The organism is Mangrovibacterium sp., assembly GCF_059905295.1.
Map to the genome: position 1 here is coordinate 36,017 of NZ_JBZQJF010000161.1, position 20,139 is coordinate 56,155.

The 20,139-nt window shown below is 43.3% G+C and carries 15 protein-coding genes; 12 read left to right on the forward strand and 3 right to left on the reverse strand.

What is annotated here, in order from left to right; genetic code table 11:
- Window positions 1-69: 69 nt before the first annotated feature.
- Window positions 70-636: a DUF3332 domain-containing protein gene (locus AC37HE_RS08765; protein WP_500782451.1), complete on the reverse strand. Its 567-nt coding sequence runs from the start codon at window positions 634-636 to the stop codon at window positions 70-72.
- Between the two features lie 178 nt (window positions 637-814).
- Between AC37HE_RS08765 and AC37HE_RS08770 the strand changes: the two genes are divergently transcribed.
- Window positions 815-1,843 carry an agmatine deiminase family protein gene (locus AC37HE_RS08770; protein ID WP_500782452.1) on the forward strand — a complete coding sequence of 343 codons (1,029 nt, stop codon included), beginning with the start codon at window positions 815-817 and terminating at the stop codon, window positions 1,841-1,843.
- Window positions 1,844-1,850: 7 nt separating this feature from the next.
- Complete coding sequence (locus tag AC37HE_RS08775; protein WP_500782453.1) at window positions 1,851-2,747, forward strand: carbon-nitrogen hydrolase; 897 nt, start codon at window positions 1,851-1,853, stop codon at window positions 2,745-2,747.
- Window positions 2,748-3,138: 391 nt separating this feature from the next.
- Here the strand turns inward: AC37HE_RS08775 and AC37HE_RS08780 are convergent, their stop codons facing one another.
- Entirely contained in the window at window positions 3,139-5,484 is a 2,346-nt protein-coding gene (locus AC37HE_RS08780) for a transglycosylase domain-containing protein (protein WP_500782454.1), read from the reverse strand.
- 325 nt (window positions 5,485-5,809) lie between these two features.
- Here AC37HE_RS08780 and topA point away from each other — a divergent pair, with 325 nt between their 5' ends.
- The 10 genes from topA to AC37HE_RS08830 all read left to right on the forward strand — a co-directional run bounded on the left by topA (window position 5,810) and on the right by AC37HE_RS08830 (window position 19,269).
- Window positions 5,810-8,137, forward strand: a complete 2,328-nt coding sequence (topA, locus tag AC37HE_RS08785; RefSeq protein ID WP_500782455.1) for a type I DNA topoisomerase — start codon at window positions 5,810-5,812, stop codon at window positions 8,135-8,137.
- A gap of 180 nt (window positions 8,138-8,317) precedes the next feature.
- Window positions 8,318-9,472 carry an arginase family protein gene (locus AC37HE_RS08790; protein WP_500782456.1) on the forward strand — a complete coding sequence of 385 codons (1,155 nt, stop codon included), beginning with the start codon at window positions 8,318-8,320 and terminating at the stop codon, window positions 9,470-9,472.
- A 120-nt stretch (window positions 9,473-9,592) separates the two neighbouring features.
- Window positions 9,593-10,531 (forward strand): PorP/SprF family type IX secretion system membrane protein, encoded by a 939-nt coding sequence (locus AC37HE_RS08795; protein ID WP_500782457.1) that lies wholly within the window; start codon window positions 9,593-9,595, stop codon window positions 10,529-10,531.
- Between the two features lie 33 nt (window positions 10,532-10,564).
- A complete protein-coding gene (porK, locus tag AC37HE_RS08800) occupies window positions 10,565-11,905 on the forward strand; it encodes a T9SS ring complex lipoprotein PorK/GldK (protein WP_500782458.1) in 1,341 nt (446 codons plus the stop codon).
- 18 nt (window positions 11,906-11,923) lie between these two features.
- Window positions 11,924-12,889, forward strand: a complete 966-nt coding sequence (gene porL / locus AC37HE_RS08805) for a type IX secretion system motor protein PorL/GldL (RefSeq protein ID WP_500782459.1) — start codon at window positions 11,924-11,926, stop codon at window positions 12,887-12,889.
- Between the two features lie 12 nt (window positions 12,890-12,901).
- Window positions 12,902-14,515 carry a type IX secretion system motor protein PorM/GldM gene (porM, locus tag AC37HE_RS08810; RefSeq protein WP_500782460.1) on the forward strand — a complete coding sequence of 538 codons (1,614 nt, stop codon included), beginning with the start codon at window positions 12,902-12,904 and terminating at the stop codon, window positions 14,513-14,515.
- A gap of 105 nt (window positions 14,516-14,620) precedes the next feature.
- Window positions 14,621-15,475, forward strand: a complete 855-nt coding sequence (gene porN / locus AC37HE_RS08815; RefSeq protein ID WP_500782461.1) for a type IX secretion system ring subunit PorN/GldN — start codon at window positions 14,621-14,623, stop codon at window positions 15,473-15,475.
- A 292-nt stretch (window positions 15,476-15,767) separates the two neighbouring features.
- Window positions 15,768-17,117, forward strand: a complete 1,350-nt coding sequence (porK, locus tag AC37HE_RS08820) for a T9SS ring complex lipoprotein PorK/GldK (protein ID WP_500782462.1) — start codon at window positions 15,768-15,770, stop codon at window positions 17,115-17,117.
- A 189-nt stretch (window positions 17,118-17,306) separates the two neighbouring features.
- Window positions 17,307-18,710 carry a sugar transferase gene (locus tag AC37HE_RS08825; protein ID WP_500782463.1) on the forward strand — a complete coding sequence of 468 codons (1,404 nt, stop codon included), beginning with the start codon at window positions 17,307-17,309 and terminating at the stop codon, window positions 18,708-18,710.
- A 58-nt stretch (window positions 18,711-18,768) separates the two neighbouring features.
- Window positions 18,769-19,269, forward strand: a complete 501-nt coding sequence (locus AC37HE_RS08830; RefSeq protein WP_500782465.1) for a DNA-3-methyladenine glycosylase — start codon at window positions 18,769-18,771, stop codon at window positions 19,267-19,269.
- Between the two features lie 139 nt (window positions 19,270-19,408).
- Here the strand turns inward: AC37HE_RS08830 and AC37HE_RS08835 are convergent, their stop codons facing one another.
- Window positions 19,409-20,095, reverse strand: coding sequence for a DUF2202 domain-containing protein (locus AC37HE_RS08835; protein ID WP_500782464.1), 687 nt, complete (start codon window positions 20,093-20,095; stop codon window positions 19,409-19,411).
- Between the last annotated feature and the right edge of the window lie 44 nt (window positions 20,096-20,139).

Genomic DNA, 20,139 nt, shown 5'->3' on the forward strand with positions numbered 1-20,139 from the left:
TTTTTTCTTCTGATACAAAAAAAGCTGCTTCCGAAGAAACAGCCCTTTTGATATCTGTCGCTGACTTATTTACTGCAGTGCATAAGTCATATTTGTTTCCACATCTTGTTGAACAGCAACCGGGTCGAATCCAGGCTTAACTTCCTGCACACTTCCATCTGGATAGAACATGTGATAAGAAATTACTTTGCCATCCTGCACTTCAACGTTAACCAATTTTTGTAGTTTTTTACCTTTTACCAGGTACCAGCTGCTATCTTCTTCGTTGAAAATCATCTCAGTCTTGTTCTTCGCGTTCTGCAGATCTTCAATAGTCATTTTGTCCTTTTCGGCAGTCAGTCGGTACTTTTTACCGTCAATTACAACAACTTTCTGCTCTTTTTCACCTTCTTTCATCGACATTGGATTGCTTCCGCCCCAAAACTCGATTGTATTAAGAACAACAGCATCAACAAAAGTTGCAACCTGATACACCGGCACGATTACAAAAGCAAGAAATACCAATTCATTTACAAACTTACTTCCGACTGTTCCATTCCAATCCCATAATGAGCGAGTCAATTTAAAACTACCGTAGCAACTAGACAATAGTACAGCAACTAACAGCAATGCAAATGTTTTTTTTACTGTTTTCATACACTAATTAATTTAAGGTTATAAATTCTGATTGAGTGAATACTACTGTACTCAAGTTATGAAACTATAAGTTTAAATCAAAATTATTTATAGTTGACAAGGTGTATTTTCTAAATAAATTAATTCCCGATTAACTTTAAACACAACCAACTAGTTGCTTTTTGCATATTTTTGGAGCATGAAAACTGAAGGAAATTATTTACCGGCTGAATGGGTTCGCCAAAGTGGCGTACAACTCACCTGGCCCGATTGTGAAACCGATTGGTACGACATAATGGACGAGGTTGTTCCGGTATACGAGCAGATGGCCCTTGCAATTCTGAAGCATGAGAAATTGCTGGTGGTATGCCGCAACAAGTCACTTTTACCTGAGTTACTTCGGGAAAAGAATGATCGCCTGCTCATTCACGAGATGCCACTTAACGATACCTGGGCACGCGACCACGGAGCCCTTACGCTGATTGAAAAGGGGAAGCCGGCACTGATGAATTTCCGCTTCAACGGTTGGGGGATGAAATTCGCAGCATGCGACGATAATCAAATCAATCCAACCCTTTTCGAGAACCGCGCCTTTAAGGAAGGCATCCCACTGCTCGATTACTCGTATTTCACCTTCGAAGGAGGGGCCGTTGAAAGCAACAACGAAGGCGTTCTGTTGACAACCAGCGAATGTCTACTCTCTAAGAATCGCAACGAGCATCTGAGCAAAGCCGAAATCGAATTTTTCCTGGAAAAGGTATTTTATGCTGAAAAAGTACTTTGGCTCGATCACGGTTTTCTGGAAGGAGACGATACCGATAGCCACATTGATACACTAGCGCGTTTTTGTTCGGAAGATACAATAGCCTATGTCAAATGTGAAGACGAAACAGATTTACACTTTGAAGCGTTACAGAAGATGGAAGAGCAACTTCAAATGTTGACGGACCAGCATAACAAGCCGTTCAAACTTGTAGCACTACCTTTTCCTGACGCGATATATGATGAAGACGGACAGCGGCTGCCGGCAACTTATGCCAATTTTTTAATCATTAATGGCGCTGTTTTGTTTCCTGTATATGGAGTAACACAGGATGAAGAAGCTGTGAGAGTGATTCAGTCGTTGTTCCCCGATCGCGAGATAGTCCCCATTAACAGTGTGCCGCTGATTAAACAACATGGTTCTATCCACTGTATAAGCATGCAGTTTCCTGAAGATGTTATTTAAACGAAAAATGATGGCAAAAAAAGAAATCCGGGTTGGTTTAATCCAACAAAGCAACACATCAGTCATTGAAGACAACAAAGCCAAGCTGGCTCAAAACATTGCTAAATGCGCAGAACAAGGCGCAGAACTAATTGTGCTGCAAGAACTGCATAACAGTCTTTATTTCTGCCAAACAGAGGATGTGGATATCTTCGACCTGGCCGAGACCATCCCCGGCCCTTCAACCGACTTTTACGGCGAACTGGCCAAACAGCACAAGATCGTTTTGGTAAGCTCATTATTCGAAAAGCGCGCTCCGGGCTTGTACCACAATACAGCTGTGGTGTTTGAAAAAGACGGATCCATAGCCGGAAAATACCGAAAAATGCATATTCCCGATGATCCGGGCTTCTACGAGAAATTCTATTTCACGCCTGGCGATATGGGCTTTCAACCCATTCAAACATCAGTTGGCAAACTGGGCGTTCTGGTTTGCTGGGACCAATGGTATCCTGAAGCGGCCCGCCTGATGGCTATGTCCGGTGCCGAAATGCTGATTTACCCCACAGCTATTGGTTGGGACCCTCGCGATACCAATGACGAGCAAAGCCGCCAGCAAAATGCATGGATCACCATTCAGCGCTCGCATGCTGTAGCCAATGGTATTCCGGTTATTAGTGTGAACCGCGTAGGCCACGAAGAAGATCCGTCGGGCTCCTCAGCCGGCATTCAATTCTGGGGAAACAGCTTTGTGGCAGGTCCGCAAGGTGAAGTTCTGGCTAACAGCAGTAGCATGGAAGAGGAAAACCTACTGGTAGATGTGGATTTGGCCCGCTCGGAAGATGTACGCCGCATTTGGCCCTTCCTGCGCGACCGACGCATCGAAAACTACAGCGATATCACCAAACGCTTCCTGATCGACTAAGAAAAGATGATCCGATAAACTCCCAAGGCCACCTGTAGACGACGGGTGGCCTTTATTTTTACGAAAAAATAGATTCTACAATTCGTAGAATTACCACAGCAACTGCCGGGAACCTTCTACAATCCGTAGAATTACCACAGCAACTGCCGGGAACCTTCTACAATCCGTAGATTGATCAAAGCAACTGCGGAGAACGTTCTACCGTTTGTTGAAGCCTCAAACCGTCTCCGGCGACCATTCTACAAATGGTAGAAGCCCTAATTTATGTTATTTCATGGCCCAAAATCGATTTATTGGTCTACCCCCAATCACCACCCCTGTAAAATTCAGTGCAACAAAAAGGCCATCCCAATAGGAACGGCCTTCGCATATTTTATTCTATTCTGAACGTTTAGAAGAAGTCTTCAAATTCGGCTGGTTTCTCCCCCGAATCGTTTTGCTCGTCGCAGTCCAGGTTCATGATGAAGTTCATCGGCTTTTCAAACTCATGATCAGGCGTGTACTCCAGTGTTTTATCAGCATACACCTTCTTCATAAACCGGCCCCAGATAGGCAGTGCCATGTTAGCACCCTGTCCAAGGCGAATATTGTCGAAACGAATGCTTCGCAGATCGCCACCGGTCCACACACCAGCTACCAGCTGAGGCGTTACCCCCATAAACCAACCATCGGAGTGATTTTGGGTAGTACCGGTTTTCCCACCAATTTGTCCTTCTATTTTCCCGTAAACCGGGTGCCAGCGCAAGCGTGTTGCCGTACCGTTATTCACCACTCCCTGCAACAGGTTAATCATCAGGTAAGCGGTTTTTTCGTCAATCGCATCGTGTTTCTCGGGCAGGAAGGTGGCAATAACATTACCATATTTATCCTCGATTCGGGTAACAAAATAAGGTCGGGTGAAAACACCCTTGTTGCCAAAGGTTCCGTAGGCACCAACCATTTCATAAAGCGAGATATCCGATGTCCCCAGGAACATCGACGGCACAGGGTCAATATAGCTGTAGATCCCCATCTTTTTCATCACATCAACAACCGATTTCGGGTTAAACTGCTTCATCACCCAAGCCGATATCTCATTAACAGAATTGGCCAGTCCCCACTTCAGGGTCACCATCTTTCCTTCGTATTCCGACTCGCCTGAATTTTTAGCTTCCCACACCGTACCGTCGGGCAGGATGAATTGCTGCTTCACATTAGGAACCTTTGTACAAGGCGATAAGCCGTTTTGCATCGCCAGGGTGTATAAGAACGGCTTCACGGTAGAACCGACCTGCCGCTTACCTCCCAGCACCATATCATACATGAAATGGCGATAATCGGGTCCGCCAACATAAGCACGCACCTGTCCCGTGGGAATGTCCATCGCCATAATCGATGAGCGAAGGTAGCTCAAATAATATTTAATGGAATCCATCGGTGTCATGATCGTATCAATATCCCCTTTCCACGAGAAAACCGACATTTCCACCTTCTTATTGAAGTTCTCTTTAATTTCTTTCGCATTTAAGCCTTCCAGACGCAACACACGATAACGCTCGCTCTGTCGCATCGACAAGTTTAGCAGGTGGTCAACATCCTCATCACTCATATCATCCGAGAAAGGCGGGTTCCGCAAAGTTTTCAGGTGCTTGTTAAAGGCCGGCTGCAAATCGAGGCTTAAGTGTTCGGTTACGGCTTCTTCGGCATAACGCTGCATTCGCGAATCGAGTGTCGTGTAAATGCGAAGGCCGTCTTCATACAAATCGTAATTACTGCCATCGGGTTTGAAATTCTTTTTACACCAACCATACAACGGATTTGTTTCCCAGGCAACCGAGTCTTCTTTAAACTTGGTCGTTTGCCACGAGGCATATTTCGAACGGTCGGGCTTGCTCGCTCCCATGGTTACTCGCAGGTATTCACGGAAATAAGGCGCCAAGCCTTCTTTAAAATCTTCGCGGGTAAATTCCAGTTTCATCGGCAATGCAGCAAGCGAATCGCATTCTGCTTGGGTTAGATAGCCGTAACGACACATCTGTGTCAACACCACATTGCGGCGTTCTTTGGTCAGTTCGGGACGACGAACCGGGTTGAAAAGCGCCGAGTTTTTAGCCATTCCCACCAACATGGCCGACTGCTCGGTACGTAAAGAGTCGGGCACCGTGTTGAAGTAAATACGAGCAGCTGATTTAACACCTACAGCCAAATTCAGGAAGTCGTACTTATTTAAATACATGGTGATGATTTCTTCCTTGGTATAGCTTTTCTCCAACTTAACAGCAATCACCCACTCTTTAAACTTCCGGAATACCAGGTCGAGTTTACTTTCCATGTTCACCCGCGGGAAAAGCATCTTGGCCAACTGCTGGCTCAAAGTACTACCACCACCACTGCTGCTATTGCCGGTTAACACACCTTTCAACACCCGGAACAAGCCACGCAGATCAATTCCGGAGTGATCGTAAAAACGAACATCTTCGGTCGCCAGCAAAGCATTCACCAGGTTATCGGGCAACTGGTCGTAATTGACGTAGGAGCGGTTTTCTCGAAAATAACGGCCAATGGTTACATTATCTCTCGAAATTACTTCTGAAGCGAGTAAGCTCTGTGGATTCTCCAAATCCTTAAAAGATGGCATCTCTCCCATTTTACCCTCGGCAATCCGGTAGAACATGGTTACGACACCAAGCACACCAATTGCGAAAATACTCCAGAAAATAATGATATATTTTCGATATCCGGTCTTCGATTTTTTCATGAATAATCAATTGAAGAATGAGCGACAAATATAACGAAAGGAATAAAACTATTATTTCCCGTGTTAAGATACCAAGGAAAAGCATCGCGAATAAAATCACCAATAAAAGGTCCGATTCATCAATCATCAACATTGCGGCTAAAGACACCAACCAACTGAATTCCTGTTGGTATATAGCCCTTCAGCAGGTGCACTAAAAGCACTAAAAGACGAATAAAATAATCATTTTCAAAGATATAAAGCCGCAATTTTTGTTGATTTAAAATTTGAGGATCGCCCGACATTTATTTTATTTGCAGAAATTTTTATCGATTGGAGGATATTTATGCAAGAGAATCTGGTCATCGTTGAGTCTCCCGCCAAAGCTAAAACAATTGAAAAATTTCTTGGAAAAGACTTCCTGGTAACATCCAGTATGGGGCACATTCGCGACCTCGAAAAGAAGGATGCAGGGATTGATCTGGAAAACAATTACCTTCCGAAATACATTGTCTCACCCGACAAGAAGAAGATTGTTACAGAACTGAAAAAGTTAGCCAAGGATGCCAAAGTGGTATGGATCGCATCCGATGAGGACCGCGAGGGAGAAGCCATTGCCTGGCACTTGCAGGAAGTTCTAAAGTTGAAACCGGAAAGAACAAAACGAATTGTTTTTCACGAGATTACCAAAGAAGCTATCCTTCGGGCGGTTGATAATCCCCGGCCAATCGATGTTAATTTGGTAAATGCCCAACAAGCCCGTCGTGTACTCGACCGTTTAGTGGGTTTCGAAGTTTCACCCGTACTTTGGAAAAAAGTAAAACCGTCGCTTTCGGCCGGCCGTGTACAATCGGTCGCAGTTCGCCTGATTGTTGAGCGGGAGCGTGAAATCATCAACTTTACAGCAACTTCTGCTTTCCGGGTAACTGCCGTATTCCTCGTTCCCGACGAAAATGGCAACACCGTTGAACTAAAAGCAGAACTGAATAAACGCTTCCAAACAAAGGAAGAAGCTCAGAAGTTTCTCGAGAAATGCAACACTGCTGAGTTCAGCATTGCCGACATTCAAAAGAAACCATCGAAACGAACTCCGGCAGCTCCTTTTACAACATCAACCTTGCAACAGGAAGCCAGCCGCAAGCTAGGCTTCTCGGTATCGCAAACCATGTCGGTTGCCCAGCGACTTTACGAATCGGGAAAGATTACCTACATGCGTACCGACTCAGTCAACTTGTCTGATCTGGCCATCAACACCTCCAAAAGTAAAATTTTGGAAATGCATGGTCCCAAGTATCACAAGTTCCGTCAGTACACTACCAAGTCGAAAGGAGCACAGGAAGCCCACGAGGCCATCCGCCCAACCTATATGGACCAGGAAGAAGTTTCGGGAACAGCGCAGGAAAAACGCCTGTACGAGCTAATCTGGAAACGAACCATCGCTTCGCAAATGGCTGATGCGGAATTGGAACGCACAACCATTTCCATCCAGCTGTCTAACTCATCAGAGCTGTTCCAGGCAACAGGTGAAGTAATTAAGTTTGACGGTTTCCTTCGCGTTTATCTCGAATCAACTGATAATGAAGACGAGAGCAACGAATCCAAAACACTGCTTCCACCAGTAAAAACCAAGCAGGTTCTCCGCGCTGATTTCATCGAAGCAACCGAACGCTTCAGTCAAAAGCCACCGCGTTACACCGAAGCCAGCCTGGTAAAAAAACTGGAAGAACAAGGCATTGGACGTCCTTCAACATACGCCCCAACCATTACTACAATCCAAAACCGTGGCTATGTCGTTAAGGAAGACCGCCCCGGCGTTGAACGAAACTATACCATGTTGACCCTGAAAAACGGGAAACTGGCCGAAAAAGAAAAGACGGAAATAACCGGCGCTGAAAAGTCGAAATTGTTTCCAACCGACATTGGCATGGTGGTTAACGATTTCCTGATCAAATATTTCGACACAATCATGGACTACAGCTTTACAGCAAATGTTGAAGTTGAGTTTGATGAGATTGCAGATGGTAAACGAATCTGGACTGAAGTAATTGATGATTTCTACAAACCGTTTCACGAACATATTGAAGATGCCCTGGAAAATTCGGAACGCACCAACGGAGAGCGCCTTTTGGGCGACGATCCCAAAACAGGCCTCCCTGTTTCGGTAAAAATTGGTCGATATGGTCCATTGGCTCAATTAGGCGAAACAACCGAAGAAGGAGAAAAACCTCAGTTTGCCAGTCTGCGTTCGGGACAAATTCTGGAAACCATTACGCTGGAAGAAGCTTTAGAGCTGTTTAAACTTCCACGTGACCTGGGCGAATACGAAGGCAAAAAAGTTCGGGTGAACATTGGTAGGTTTGGCCCGTACGTGCAACACGACGGAAAATTTGTATCACTCGAGAAGAATGTCGACGATCCTTATTCCGTTGAACTTCCCAGAGCTATTGAACTGATTGAGGCGAAGCGCGAAAAGGATCGCAAAGCACTGATCAAAACATTTGAAGAAGAGCCCGACCTGCGTATCCTGGAAGGGCGCTGGGGACCTTACATTTCGTATAAAAAGAAAAACTACAAAATAGCGAAGGGAACCGAGGCTGCAAAGCTCACCCTCGAGGATTGTATGAAGATTATTGAAGCGGGGCCGGCACCCAAAAAGCGAAGCCGAAAAAAATAAAATGAAGAGGCAAACACCGAAGTGTTTGCCTTTTTTGTTAAAAAGCGTAATTTCATTGAATAATTTTCATGTTTGTTTTTCAATCTAATTTTATCAACCCAGTGAAGGAACCATTCAAGCAAATTAAGCTTTCAACATTATTTGCAATTGGAGCTTTCATAATTTGAAATTCTAAACTCCATGAACTTCGAATACTACCTGAACCCCGTAGACTTTGCCGGATATGCCTTGCCCAAATGGGCTCAGAAGAAATATGCACTGGGCAGTCTGCTCGAAAAAAACAGCGAAAAGCTAGCTCCAGAGAAAGCGAAGATTGTTTTAATCGGTGTCGAGGAAGACCGAAACGCGGTAAGTCCGGGAAGCAGCCTGGCCCCCGACCGGATCCGCGAACATCTTTATATGCTAAATCGGATTGCTCCTCGTTTCAAACTATTGGATTTGGGAAATTTGAAAACCGGAAAAACAGCCAGTGATACTTATTTTGCACTAAAGGACGTTTGCCAGTATTTCATGGAACAGGGTATTGCTGTTGTCGTTATGGGGGGCTCTCAGGATCTTACATTGGGAACAGCTAAAGCTTTTGAGGAGCAGTACTACAATATGGTGACCATCGATCCGAAGCTGGATTTCCAAAAAGGAACAAAATCTGTCGATTCGGAAAACTACCTGACCTTCATCTTCGAAAAACAGCCCAACTTATTTTCGCATACACTGCTTGGCTACCAAAATTACTTTACCGATGCCGTGGAGTTAAATCATGTAACAGATTTCAACTCCGACACCAAACGACTTGGGCAGGTAAGATATAATATGAATGAAATTGAGCCCTACATGCGAGGTGCCGATTTGCTTAGTTTCGACTTAAACGCTGTTCGCCAAATTGAAGCACCGGGACAATATTTTGGATCGCCTAACGGATTTTATGCCGAAGAAGCTTGCCAAATTGCTCATTATGCAGGCATGGCCGATCAAATGAAGATAGCCGGCTTTTACAATCTCATCCCGAGCCTGGACAACCAGGACTTGAGTTCCAAACTGATGGCTCAAATTGTTTGGCATTTTCTGGAAGGTTTTCATTTTAAGGTTACTGAAGATCCGGAAAAACATCCGACAGAGTTCAGCGAATATATCATCGAGATGGACGATGTAGACTTGCCGCTTACCTTTTACCAAAGCCGTAAAACCGGCCGCTGGTGGATGAAAATATATAATCAAAACGACGATACTGACCATATTGTCCCTTGCTCGCAGGATGACTACGACCAAGCTGCCCGCTACGAAATACCCGATCGTTGGTGGAGAAACATCAGAAAATTAAACCAATTAGCAAAATAAACGCAGCAATCAATTCGTTCAAGCTTTTGCAATAACGGATCATTTTGTTTCGGACAGCTATAATGGATGGTTTCATAAAGCCTGTTCAACGATCTAAAAAATGGCAAGTAGACCCCATTTATGAAAAAACTTTTTTGCTTTTCATTTTTGTTAATAATATTTAATTTAGCCGCTATTGCGCAGCAGGATCCACAGTTTAGCTTTTACAAGCTTACACAACTGACTAACAACCCGGGGTATGCCGGGACCAGCCGTGCAATTTCAGGCTTGATTCTGAACAGAACACAATGGAGTGGATTGGAAGGTGCTCCAAAAACGAAAGTGTTCAGTGCAGAGTCGTCAACTGAACTATGGGGTATTAAGAGTGGTATTGGGCTGAATGTCATACGGGATGAAATAGGTTATGAAAAAACGACATTGGTTAATTTAAACTATGCGTATTTAGTTCAGACCAGTTTGGGAGATCTAGGAATAGGAACTGCATTGGGCTTCTTCAATAAAGCGATCAACGGAGAGTGGGATGTCCCTTCCGGTGGAAGCTATAATCTTAATGACTCCTATCTTCCTTCCGACAATGTCAGCCAGGTAGCAATCGATGTAGGTTTGGGTTTGTACCTGAAATCGCCGAATTATTTTGCCGGAATTTCAGTCACACACCTCAATCAGGCAGAGATTTCGTTCTCAGATGATGCTTACGATTTTTATGTCAGGCATTATTATTTTACCGGAGGATATACTATTCAGATGCCAAATCCGTTATTCATTTTGCAGCCATCAGTCTTATACCGGACTGATTTGGCAAGTTCGCAAATGGATTTAAATGCGGACATAACATATAATGAGCGTTTTACGGGTGGAATTGGTTACCGAATTAACGAAGGGTTCATTATAAAATTAAGTTTTGAGTTACAAAGTGGATTAAGAGCTGGTTACGCCTACGACTTAACAACGTCGGCTTTAGGTTCTGATAGTTCCGGATCGCATGAATTGTTTTTGAGTTATTCTTTTGCCATCCGGAAGGGAAGAAATAAGAAATATAAGAGTGTACGTTATTTGTAGAAATAGTAAAAGTTAGCAACATATCTCATCGTTATGAAAAAAATACTCTCTCTGTGTTCGATGACCTTGCTGATCTTGTCGATGATTAGTTGTAATCAATCGGGAAGTAATGGTGAACTTACTGGTGTCAAAGGGCGAGGAAAATGGTTTGAGCCCGCTCCGTATGGAATGACATTCGTTCATCGGGGAAGCTTCAACGTTGGTCCAAGCGATCAGGATGCAAGTTGGTCTTCAACACCGACCAAAACAGTTTCAGTAGATGCCTTCTGGATGGACGATACTGAGATTACAAACAATGAATACCGTCAGTTTGTGAATTTTGTCCGCGACTCAATTGCTCGTACCTTGCTGGGTGAGCAGTTTCCGGAATTCTTAACTTCGGAAGATCGCGACGGCAACCCAATCGATCCACCCCGATTGAACTGGGATGAAAAGCTGGAATGGGACAACCCGGACTATGCGGATGCATTGGAACCAATGTATTATTCCGAAAGCGACCGGATTTTCAATAAGAAAGAAATCGATAGCCGTAAATTATTCTATACTTATTACTGGATCGACTATCAACAAGCAGCCAAACGTGCCAACAGTTACGACTATGACACCCAAAGTTATCATGGTGTTGTTTACGACAAAACAGGCGCTTCTAAACCAATTGAGAACCGTTCGTCTTTTGTGTTCAGTGATTTGGTTAATGTTTACCCCGATACGCTTTGCTGGATTCGCGACTTCACCTATTCGTACAACGAACCTTGGGCTACCCGTTATTTCTGGCACCCCGGATTCGACGAATATCCGGTTGTCGGCGTAACCTGGACACAGGCCAAAGCATTCTGCCATTGGAGAACTCGTTTGCACAACGAATATTTATTAAGCAAACATGAGCAACCATTGCAAGACTACCGTCTGCCTACTGAAGTTGAATGGGAATATGCAGCACGGGGAGACAAGGAAGAATCGATGTATCCCTGGGGTAACTACTATACCCGCAACGAAAAAGGAAAGTTCCTGGCTAACTTCAAGCCATTGCGAGGTAATTATATTGAAGATGGTGGTATGGCGACCATGAAAGTAGGGTCCTACGATCCTAATAAATTCGGGCTTTACGACATGTCAGGGAACGTGGCTGAATGGACAATTACGGCCTACGACGAGTCAGCCTACATGTACATGCACGACTTCAACCCGAACTTCGAATATAATGCCAAACCGGATGATCCTCCTGCTATGAAGCGTAAAGTAATACGCGGTGGATCATGGAAGGATATTGCCGAGTTTGTGCAAACCTCTACACGAAGTTATGAATACCAGGATTCAGTGAAATCATACATTGGATTCCGCTGTGTCCGTTCATCTTTTGGAAACGAATTTTAAACCCTAAATTGTGATCATATGAGTTTTGGTGAAATGTTACATAGTAAACGCTGGAAAGTATTTACTGGTTATGTGTATAATTTTGGTGCTTCTGTCGTATTGCTAGGTGCTTTGTTTAAACTGCAGCACTGGGCTTTCTCAGGACCAATCTTGATTGTCGGTCTTTGTACTGAAGCTTTTATCTTCTTTATTTCTGCTTTTGAGCCGCCAATGGAACTACCTGAGTGGTCAAAAGTATATCCTGAACTTCGGGAAGATTATATTGCTGAAGATGATGAGGAAATCGTAAAAGACAATGATTTTAGCAAATTATTGAGTCAAGCCGATATTTCTCCCGACTTACTGTCGAAAGTATCAAAGGGATTAACCGATTTAAGTAATACGGCTTCATCGATCAGCGATATCAGTTCAGCGACATTGGCTACCGATGTTTATGTGAAAAACCTAAACTCGGCGTCTGAATCAATGAACACATTTGCTGAAATTAACACCAAAGCCAACAACAATATCAGCCAATCGGTCAATGTATTGGTTGAATCATACACCAACACTGCACAACGTTTAAGCTCAAAAGGCGACGAGATGCTGAACAAAATGGCTTTATCGAGCGAAGAGTTCACCAACGTCTTATCCATGTCGGGTAAAAAACTGGTTAGCTCTTATGACAAGGTAGCAGAAACCATTGAACAAGGTTTCGGTGACTTGGGTGAGAAATCAAGCAGCTACAGTAACAAACTGGCTCAACTAAATGAGAACCTGGAAGCTTTGAATGCCTCTTATACCAATCAATTAAAAGGAACCAACGAACAACTGGCTGCTTCTCAGAAATTCTTTGCTGAAATGGGCCAAATGAATCAAGTGATTCAAAGTTCTGTCGACGAGGTTAAAAAATACCAAGCGAACGCAGCAGAACTAAACAAACATTTAGAAGCATTGAATTCGATTTATGGCAATATGCTAGGTGCCATGAATTATAAAAAATAAAAACGCCAGTATATGGGAACAAAGAATTGCCCGGAAACAGCGAGGCAAAAAATGATCAACATGATGTATCTGGTTCTTCTGGCGATGATGGCGATGAACGTCGCTGCCGAAGTATTGGATGCCTTTCGTGTTGTTGATTCAAGTCTTGTGCAGACCTATGGAAACCTTGAGAAAAAAAGTGGTCAGCAGTATGCCGCCTTCGAGGCTGCATACCAAATGAACCAGAGCAAAGTAAAGCCCTGGCTTGATAAAGCGAATGAAGTAAAAAGTAAAGTAGACTCGGTACAGAAATTAATCTTCGATATTAAACAAGACTTGGTTCTTCGTGGTGGTGGTATGAAAATCGCCGATATTGATGGTTATGAGTATGACCCGGGACGCTCATACATTCAAAATTACGAAGGAGACTCCCTACTTATCTCGAAAGATGATGAGCTAAACGTACCATCCGAATTAATGGTTCGTTTAGGCAGAGGTCAGGAGTTGCGCAGTGCTCTATCTACCTTACGCGGCGATTTGTCGGGAATGGTTGCTGAGGGCGCTCCAATCCGCACAACAATCCAACAGGAACTGGCTACACCTGATCCGAAACGGAACATGAAAGAAGGTGGAGAGAACCTGACATGGGAAGAGCAAAACTTCGAGCACAAACCGATGATTGCCGTAATTACCTTGTTGAGTAAAATGCAGATCGATGTGAAAAATACAGAAGCCAACTTGTTGAACTACCTGTATAGTCAAATCGATGCAAGCTCTTTCAAATTTAACAAGCTGAATGCGGTCGTAATACCGAAATCATCCTATGTATTAGAAGGTGATGTTTATCGCGCCAGTGTATTTCTGGCTGCAGAAGACACCACTCAAACTCCAACGGTATATGTTGGGAAGAGTGAACTTCCAATCGAAAACGGAAAAGGAATCTATGAAGTGAAAGCAGCCAAATCAGGTACATTTACCTACAATGGTGAAATTCATTTTCAAAATCCCGACGGAGGAACAAATATCTATAAGTTCGAACAGGAATATCAGGTTGGAAAACCAAGCGTTACCATTTCACCAACTAAAATGAACGTTTTCTACCTGAATATTGCGAATCCGATTAGTGTATCTGTTCCGGGAGTACCGGCACAAAACCTGAGAGTTAGCATGACAAACGGACGAGTTGAACAACGTGCCGACGGACGATATGTTTTCCCGACCAAAGAAGATTTACGAGGTAAAAATACCCAAGTGATCGTCGATGCATTGATAGATGGTAAAACCCGTCGAATGGGATCAATGGTTTTCCGGGTAAAACGCGTACCCGACCCGGTTGCTCAAATTGCTGAGAAAAACGGTGGCGTACTGAAAAAAGAAGACCTGATGGCAGAGCAAGGAATCTTTGCTGCATTAATCGACTTCGACTTCGACCTGAAATTTAAAGTGACACAATTTGATGTGACAATTACCGGTGCCGGAGGTTTCAATAACACCTGGACATCTAAATCGAACATGTTTACTGCCGATATGCGGAAACAATTTGGCAACCTGCAACCCGGAAGTATTATCTATTTCGATAATATCATGGCTCACGGTGACGACAAAACGGACCGTAACCTGGCTCCTATTAGTTTTAAGATAAGATAGACAATAATAGCCGCAAGGCAACAGTTTTATAACAAGAACGCATTTTAACGCAATGCGAAGTTCACCCGGGACAAGCGGGAAACGGAAATTTTAAATTTAAGACAGATGAAAAAGCTTATAATAGCCTTGGGAATCCTGATTTGTGCAGCTTGCTTCACGAACGAAACAGCGCAGGCACAGATTGTCGACGGAGCGTTTCAGCGGACTGACATCAGTAAGAAAAGGCCCATGGCTTTTCCTTATGTTCGGGAAGCCGATGTGATGTGGTCAAAAAAAATCTGGCGGATCATTGACCTTCGGGAAAAAATGAACCAGGTGCTGTATTACCCAACCGTAGAAACGGAAGGCCGTAACAGCCTGATCAACCTTTTACTGAAGGCTATTGAAGATGGTTTACTGACCGCTTACGATGCCAGAAATGACGACGAATTTAAAGTTCCGATGACCTACGACCAGGTGAAGGAGGCTTTTGGTGCTGTTACCCGAACCCGACGAGTACGTAACCTGGAAACCGGTGAATTTGAGGATAAAACGATCCAGGGTGAAATTAGGCCTGAAGAAATCAAGCAGATTGAGGTGAAGGAGGAATGGTTCTTCGATAAGCAAACATCAACCATGAATGTGCGCATTATCGGCCTTTGCCCGATTCAGGAATATTATCGTGACGAAGATATTAATCACGAAAATGTACAACGTCGACAGGTCTTCTGGATCTACTACCCCGAAGCCCGCGAAATCTTATCAGCCAATGCAGTGATGAATACACACAATACGGCTTATAACATGTCGTTCGACGACCTGTTTATCAAACGTCGTTTCAACAGTTACGTTGTGAAAGAAAGCAACGTTTACAACAACCGCTCAATCAGTCAGTACTTAACGGGCCGCGACGCGATGTTGGAATCGAAACGTATCGAACAGAAAATCTTCAACTGGGAACAAGACCTTTGGGAATACTAATTCCCGGTTAATGATATAAAAAGCCTTCTGCAGAAATTGCAGAAGGCTTTTTTGTTGGTCCTTGAATAAGCCGGATACTCATTTCGTCGCACAGTTTTCCTGAGTTCTTTGCGACTAAAGTATATGCGTCGTAATGACATCACTTAAAAGCTTAGCTGTTATACTCCTACAAAAACGGAAGACAGGATAGAAGAAGGGATCAATTCAGCCAAAATAAGTTACTTTTTTGTTCATAGATAACAATATAACTCTCAAGCTACCGTTTTTAACCTTGCATGTGCACATTATCTTTATGAAACTACGTCATTCATTTATCATACTTGCCTGTTTGATTCTTTTTTCTGCCTGCGAGAAAAATGAGTTGGCGCAGTATGCAGCTACAGGAGGCAATAAACCGTATTTCGAGCCGGTACCTTTTGGCATGTCGTATATCGACCGCGGAACAATTGTTGTTGGCCCGGATGATGAAATCTTTCAGGAGCACGGTGAGACCAAACGGGTTTCGGTTGAAGCTTTTTGGATGGATGAAACCGAAATTACCAACAACGAATACCGTCAGTTTGTCTACTGGGTTCGCGATTCCATTGCACGTACGTTACTGGCTGATCAGTATCCCGAATTTATGAAAACTGAAACTGATCGTGGTGACCCCATTGAAAGTCCCCATCTTAATTGGGAAGAACCGATCGAATGGGATAATCCCGAAGTTCAGGAAGTATTGCAGCCTATTTACCTGGATCCAGACAACCGTGTGTTATGGGAAAGAGGAATTGATGCACGCAAATTGATTTACGACTACCAGTGGGTCGATTATAAACAAGCAGCCAAAAGTGCCAACCGATATAATTTCAAAACCCAATCGTACAATGGAACTGTAACCGATATAGACGGTAATGTAAAACCGATTACCAGCCGTACTTCTTTTGTGTTTCATGAATCGACGCCAATATATCCTGACACACTCTGCTGGGTGCGTGATTTCACCTACTCGTACAATGATCCCATGACCGAAAAGTATTTCTGGCACGTGGCCTTCGACGATTATCCCCTGGTAGGTGTCACCTGGAAACAAGCGATTGCTTTCTGCAACTGGCGAACAAAACAATACAATGAGTACCAGCACCGTATCAATAGTGTTGATGTATTTGACTACCGACTACCGACCGAAGTAGAATGGGAGTATGCAGCTCGCGGTGGAGTAGAACGGAATTTATACCCTTGGGGTAACTATTACATCCGCAATCAAATGGGTTGCTTTATCGCGAATTTTAAGCCCCGACGAGGAAATTATGTGGCTGATAGCAAATATTCAGCTACAACCATGCCGGTAGGCTCTTATGCCCCAAATAATAAACGTCTGTACGACATGGCCGGTAATGTGGCAGAGTGGACAAGTTCAGCCTTTCACGAATCGGGTTACGAGTTTATGAGTGACTTCAACCCAACTGTTGAATACAATGCCCGTCCTGATGACCCTCCGGTTCTGAAGCGAAAAGTAATTCGCGGGGGATCGTGGAAAGATGTTGCCTATTTCCTGCGTAACGGAACACGAAGTTTTGAATACCAGGATAGCGCTAAATCCTATATTGGCTTCCGCTGTGTGAAAACTTCCTTTGTCGATGAGTTTAAAATGAAGAAGTAAACTAACTCCTCTTTTGTTAACAAATTTCGCTCACTTAACAAATAAAATAAGGAGAGCGCTTGACAAAATGTAAAAAAGCCGTAACTTGCTTAAGCTTTCCGAAGCAACCAATCAACGTTTACACCCCGTTTTATCACTAAAAGCTTAACAAAAAGCCGAATAGGCCCGAAAAAACAGAAAACAAAGATTATGCTTAAAGAACGTGAACAGGTATTGGCTCGCATTAACCAAATTATGCAAACCATGATATCAGTAGCCGCCTTTTCCGCAGCTAGCGGCTTGTATCATTACACAACTTATCGAGAACTTTTCCATAGCAAAGAATTTAACTTCTACCTTTTATTAGTCAGTCTTTCAGCATGGATTGCAATAGAATACAGCGGCCTCCATCAAATGAGCCGAGAGGATCGTTATCACGACATTTTCTTCCGTTATCTAAAAGTGACTGCTATCAGTTCGGGCCTGATCTTTACAGCCCGTTATTACCTAGATACCCAATGGATAGATTTAGGCAGTTTGACCTTATTCGCTGCAATTAATCTGGTGTTACTATATAGCTTTAAAGCGTTTTTCTACCGCTTTATGCAATTAATGCGCCGCAAAGGCTATAACACCCGTCAACTGCTTGTAATTGCTGATGCTAGTTCTGCTGATTTCGTAGAAGATCTGATGCAAACAAAAGATTGGGGCTATCGGGTAAAGGCATTAGTGACTGATAGTAAAGAAGTAACTTCCCGTTATAAGGATAGATTAACAGTGTATAACAGCAACACTTCCCTGGAAAACCTGATGAACGAAATGGTCATCGATGAGCTCTTCTATGCACGCGGAAAGATTAACTATGAAGAAATCAACCCGCTAATGGTTTCCTGTGCAGAACGAGGCGTAGTCTTCCGTTTACGACCGATCGTACTCGAGCGCTACGGGCTTAAAGCAGGCTATACGATCTTCAACGACAATCCCTTATTTGTTTTCCGAAATATACCGGATAACTATCTGGCAATGAAAATAAAAAGAGTATTTGACATTTTGATAGCCTTGGCTGCGTTACTCCTCGCCTCTCCATTTCTATTGGCTATTGCCATCGCAATCAAACTTGACGATGGTGGCCCGGTTCTCTTTCACCAACAACGCGTGGGCTTATTTGGAAGGCGTTTTGCTTGCCTGAAATTCCGAACGATGGTGGTCAATGCTGAAGCGTTAAAAGCAAGCCTAATGGATCAAAACGAACAGGATGGCCCTGTATTTAAAATGCGTTATGACCCAAGAATCACCCGGATTGGTCGTTTTCTGCGTAAGTATTCTCTGGATGAGTTTCCACAATTTTTGAATGTACTAAATGGTGACATGTCGATTGTTGGCCCTCGCCCACCATTACCAAATGAAGTAAACCAATACAAAAACTGGCAAAACCGCCGGTTGAGTGTACGCCCTGGTATTACCTGTATCTGGCAGGTTAGCAGTCGTAACAATGGAGATTTTGACAACTGGGTAAAACAAGACATGGAATATATTGACAAATGGTCTCTTAAACTCGACATCATACTTATGTTCAAAACTATAAAGGTGATGATAAAAGGGACAGGCATGTAATGTCGAGCCATCTATAAATTACATTTTACTTATCAATAATTAATCGAGTATCAAAAAGATTAAGACTTCCTTCTTTCAAAGAGATACCGTCATTGTAGCTCAGGATTTACTGGGCCAATATTTAGTTCGTCAGTTTACTGATGGCCAGATAAAACGCTATCGAATTACGGAAACTGAAGCTTATTGTGGCTTGGAAGATAAAGCCTGCCACACCAGTAAAGGCCGGACAGCCAGAACAGAAGTGATGTTTAACAAAGGAGGGAAGGTCTATGTTTACCTCATCTACGGCATGCACTGGATGTTAAACTTTGTAACCGGCAAGGAAGATGAAGGAACAGCTGTACTAATCAGGGGAATAGACGGCTTTGATGGCCCAGGGAAAGTAGGTCGTGAGCTTCAGCTTGACAAAAGTTTCTATGGAGAAGATCTTGAAAAATCAGATCGAATATGGTTGGAAGAAGGAGAAATTCCGCGACAGATGGAAGCTACTCCCCGAATTGGTATTGGTTACGCCGGCGAACCTTGGGTAAGCAAGCCTTGGCGTTTTCACTGTCCATAAGCCGAAAAGGAAAGAAGAATTTTGCTCTGATTCGGAACAAAATTCTCCTCTTTTTTCAATCAGCTTTGATTAACTTAAGTTTTTAACCATCTTCGGAAAGTCGATTAACTCCCCATTCAATACAAACAATTTCCCCTAATCACCTGACAGAATTGCCATGAGCATTCCCATGAGCATTGGAGGAGCTGAGAATTTCGTCGTACAATTCTACAGAAATAAATTCAGGGGTATAGCTGTATTCCGGATCAATGGTTATTTGATTATTATAAAATGCCCGGAGGTGATTCTTCGATCCTTCAATTAAGTCTGTCAACACAGTCACTACATCCTGAAAGATGAAAGAAGATAAATGATCGCTTAAATCCGCAATATCAAAATCCTCGATATACATGCCAACGTCGAGTGCTGCAACAAGTGATTGTTCACCATCTGCAATCAAACTATTATAAAGATTCTGAATCGTTTCATTCACGAACTGACCCGAAATATCATCATCGGTGTAATCGATTTCGTAAGTGATCAGCAACTGTTCCATGGCATCCTTATGAGTCTGTTCGCTCTGAATAATATTATAAAAGACATTGGCTCCCCACAAATCGTAAAGATACCGGTAGACATCCCTCGCCATCTTTTCTTCCTCAAAAACAAACAGCAACATCTGTACCTGCTCATCATCTAAAGTTCCTAATGCAGTTGGATTAATCAACGCTGCACTCTCCAGTTGTTCTTCCGCGACAGTCGGTAAAACATCCGACTCGCTACATGATACTGCCCCGACAACTATTGCTGTGACAAGCAACAGTCCAAACATCCATTTAAATTTCATAATCATTGCTTTTACTGGTTTATTAATTTAAAATTTCTAAGATC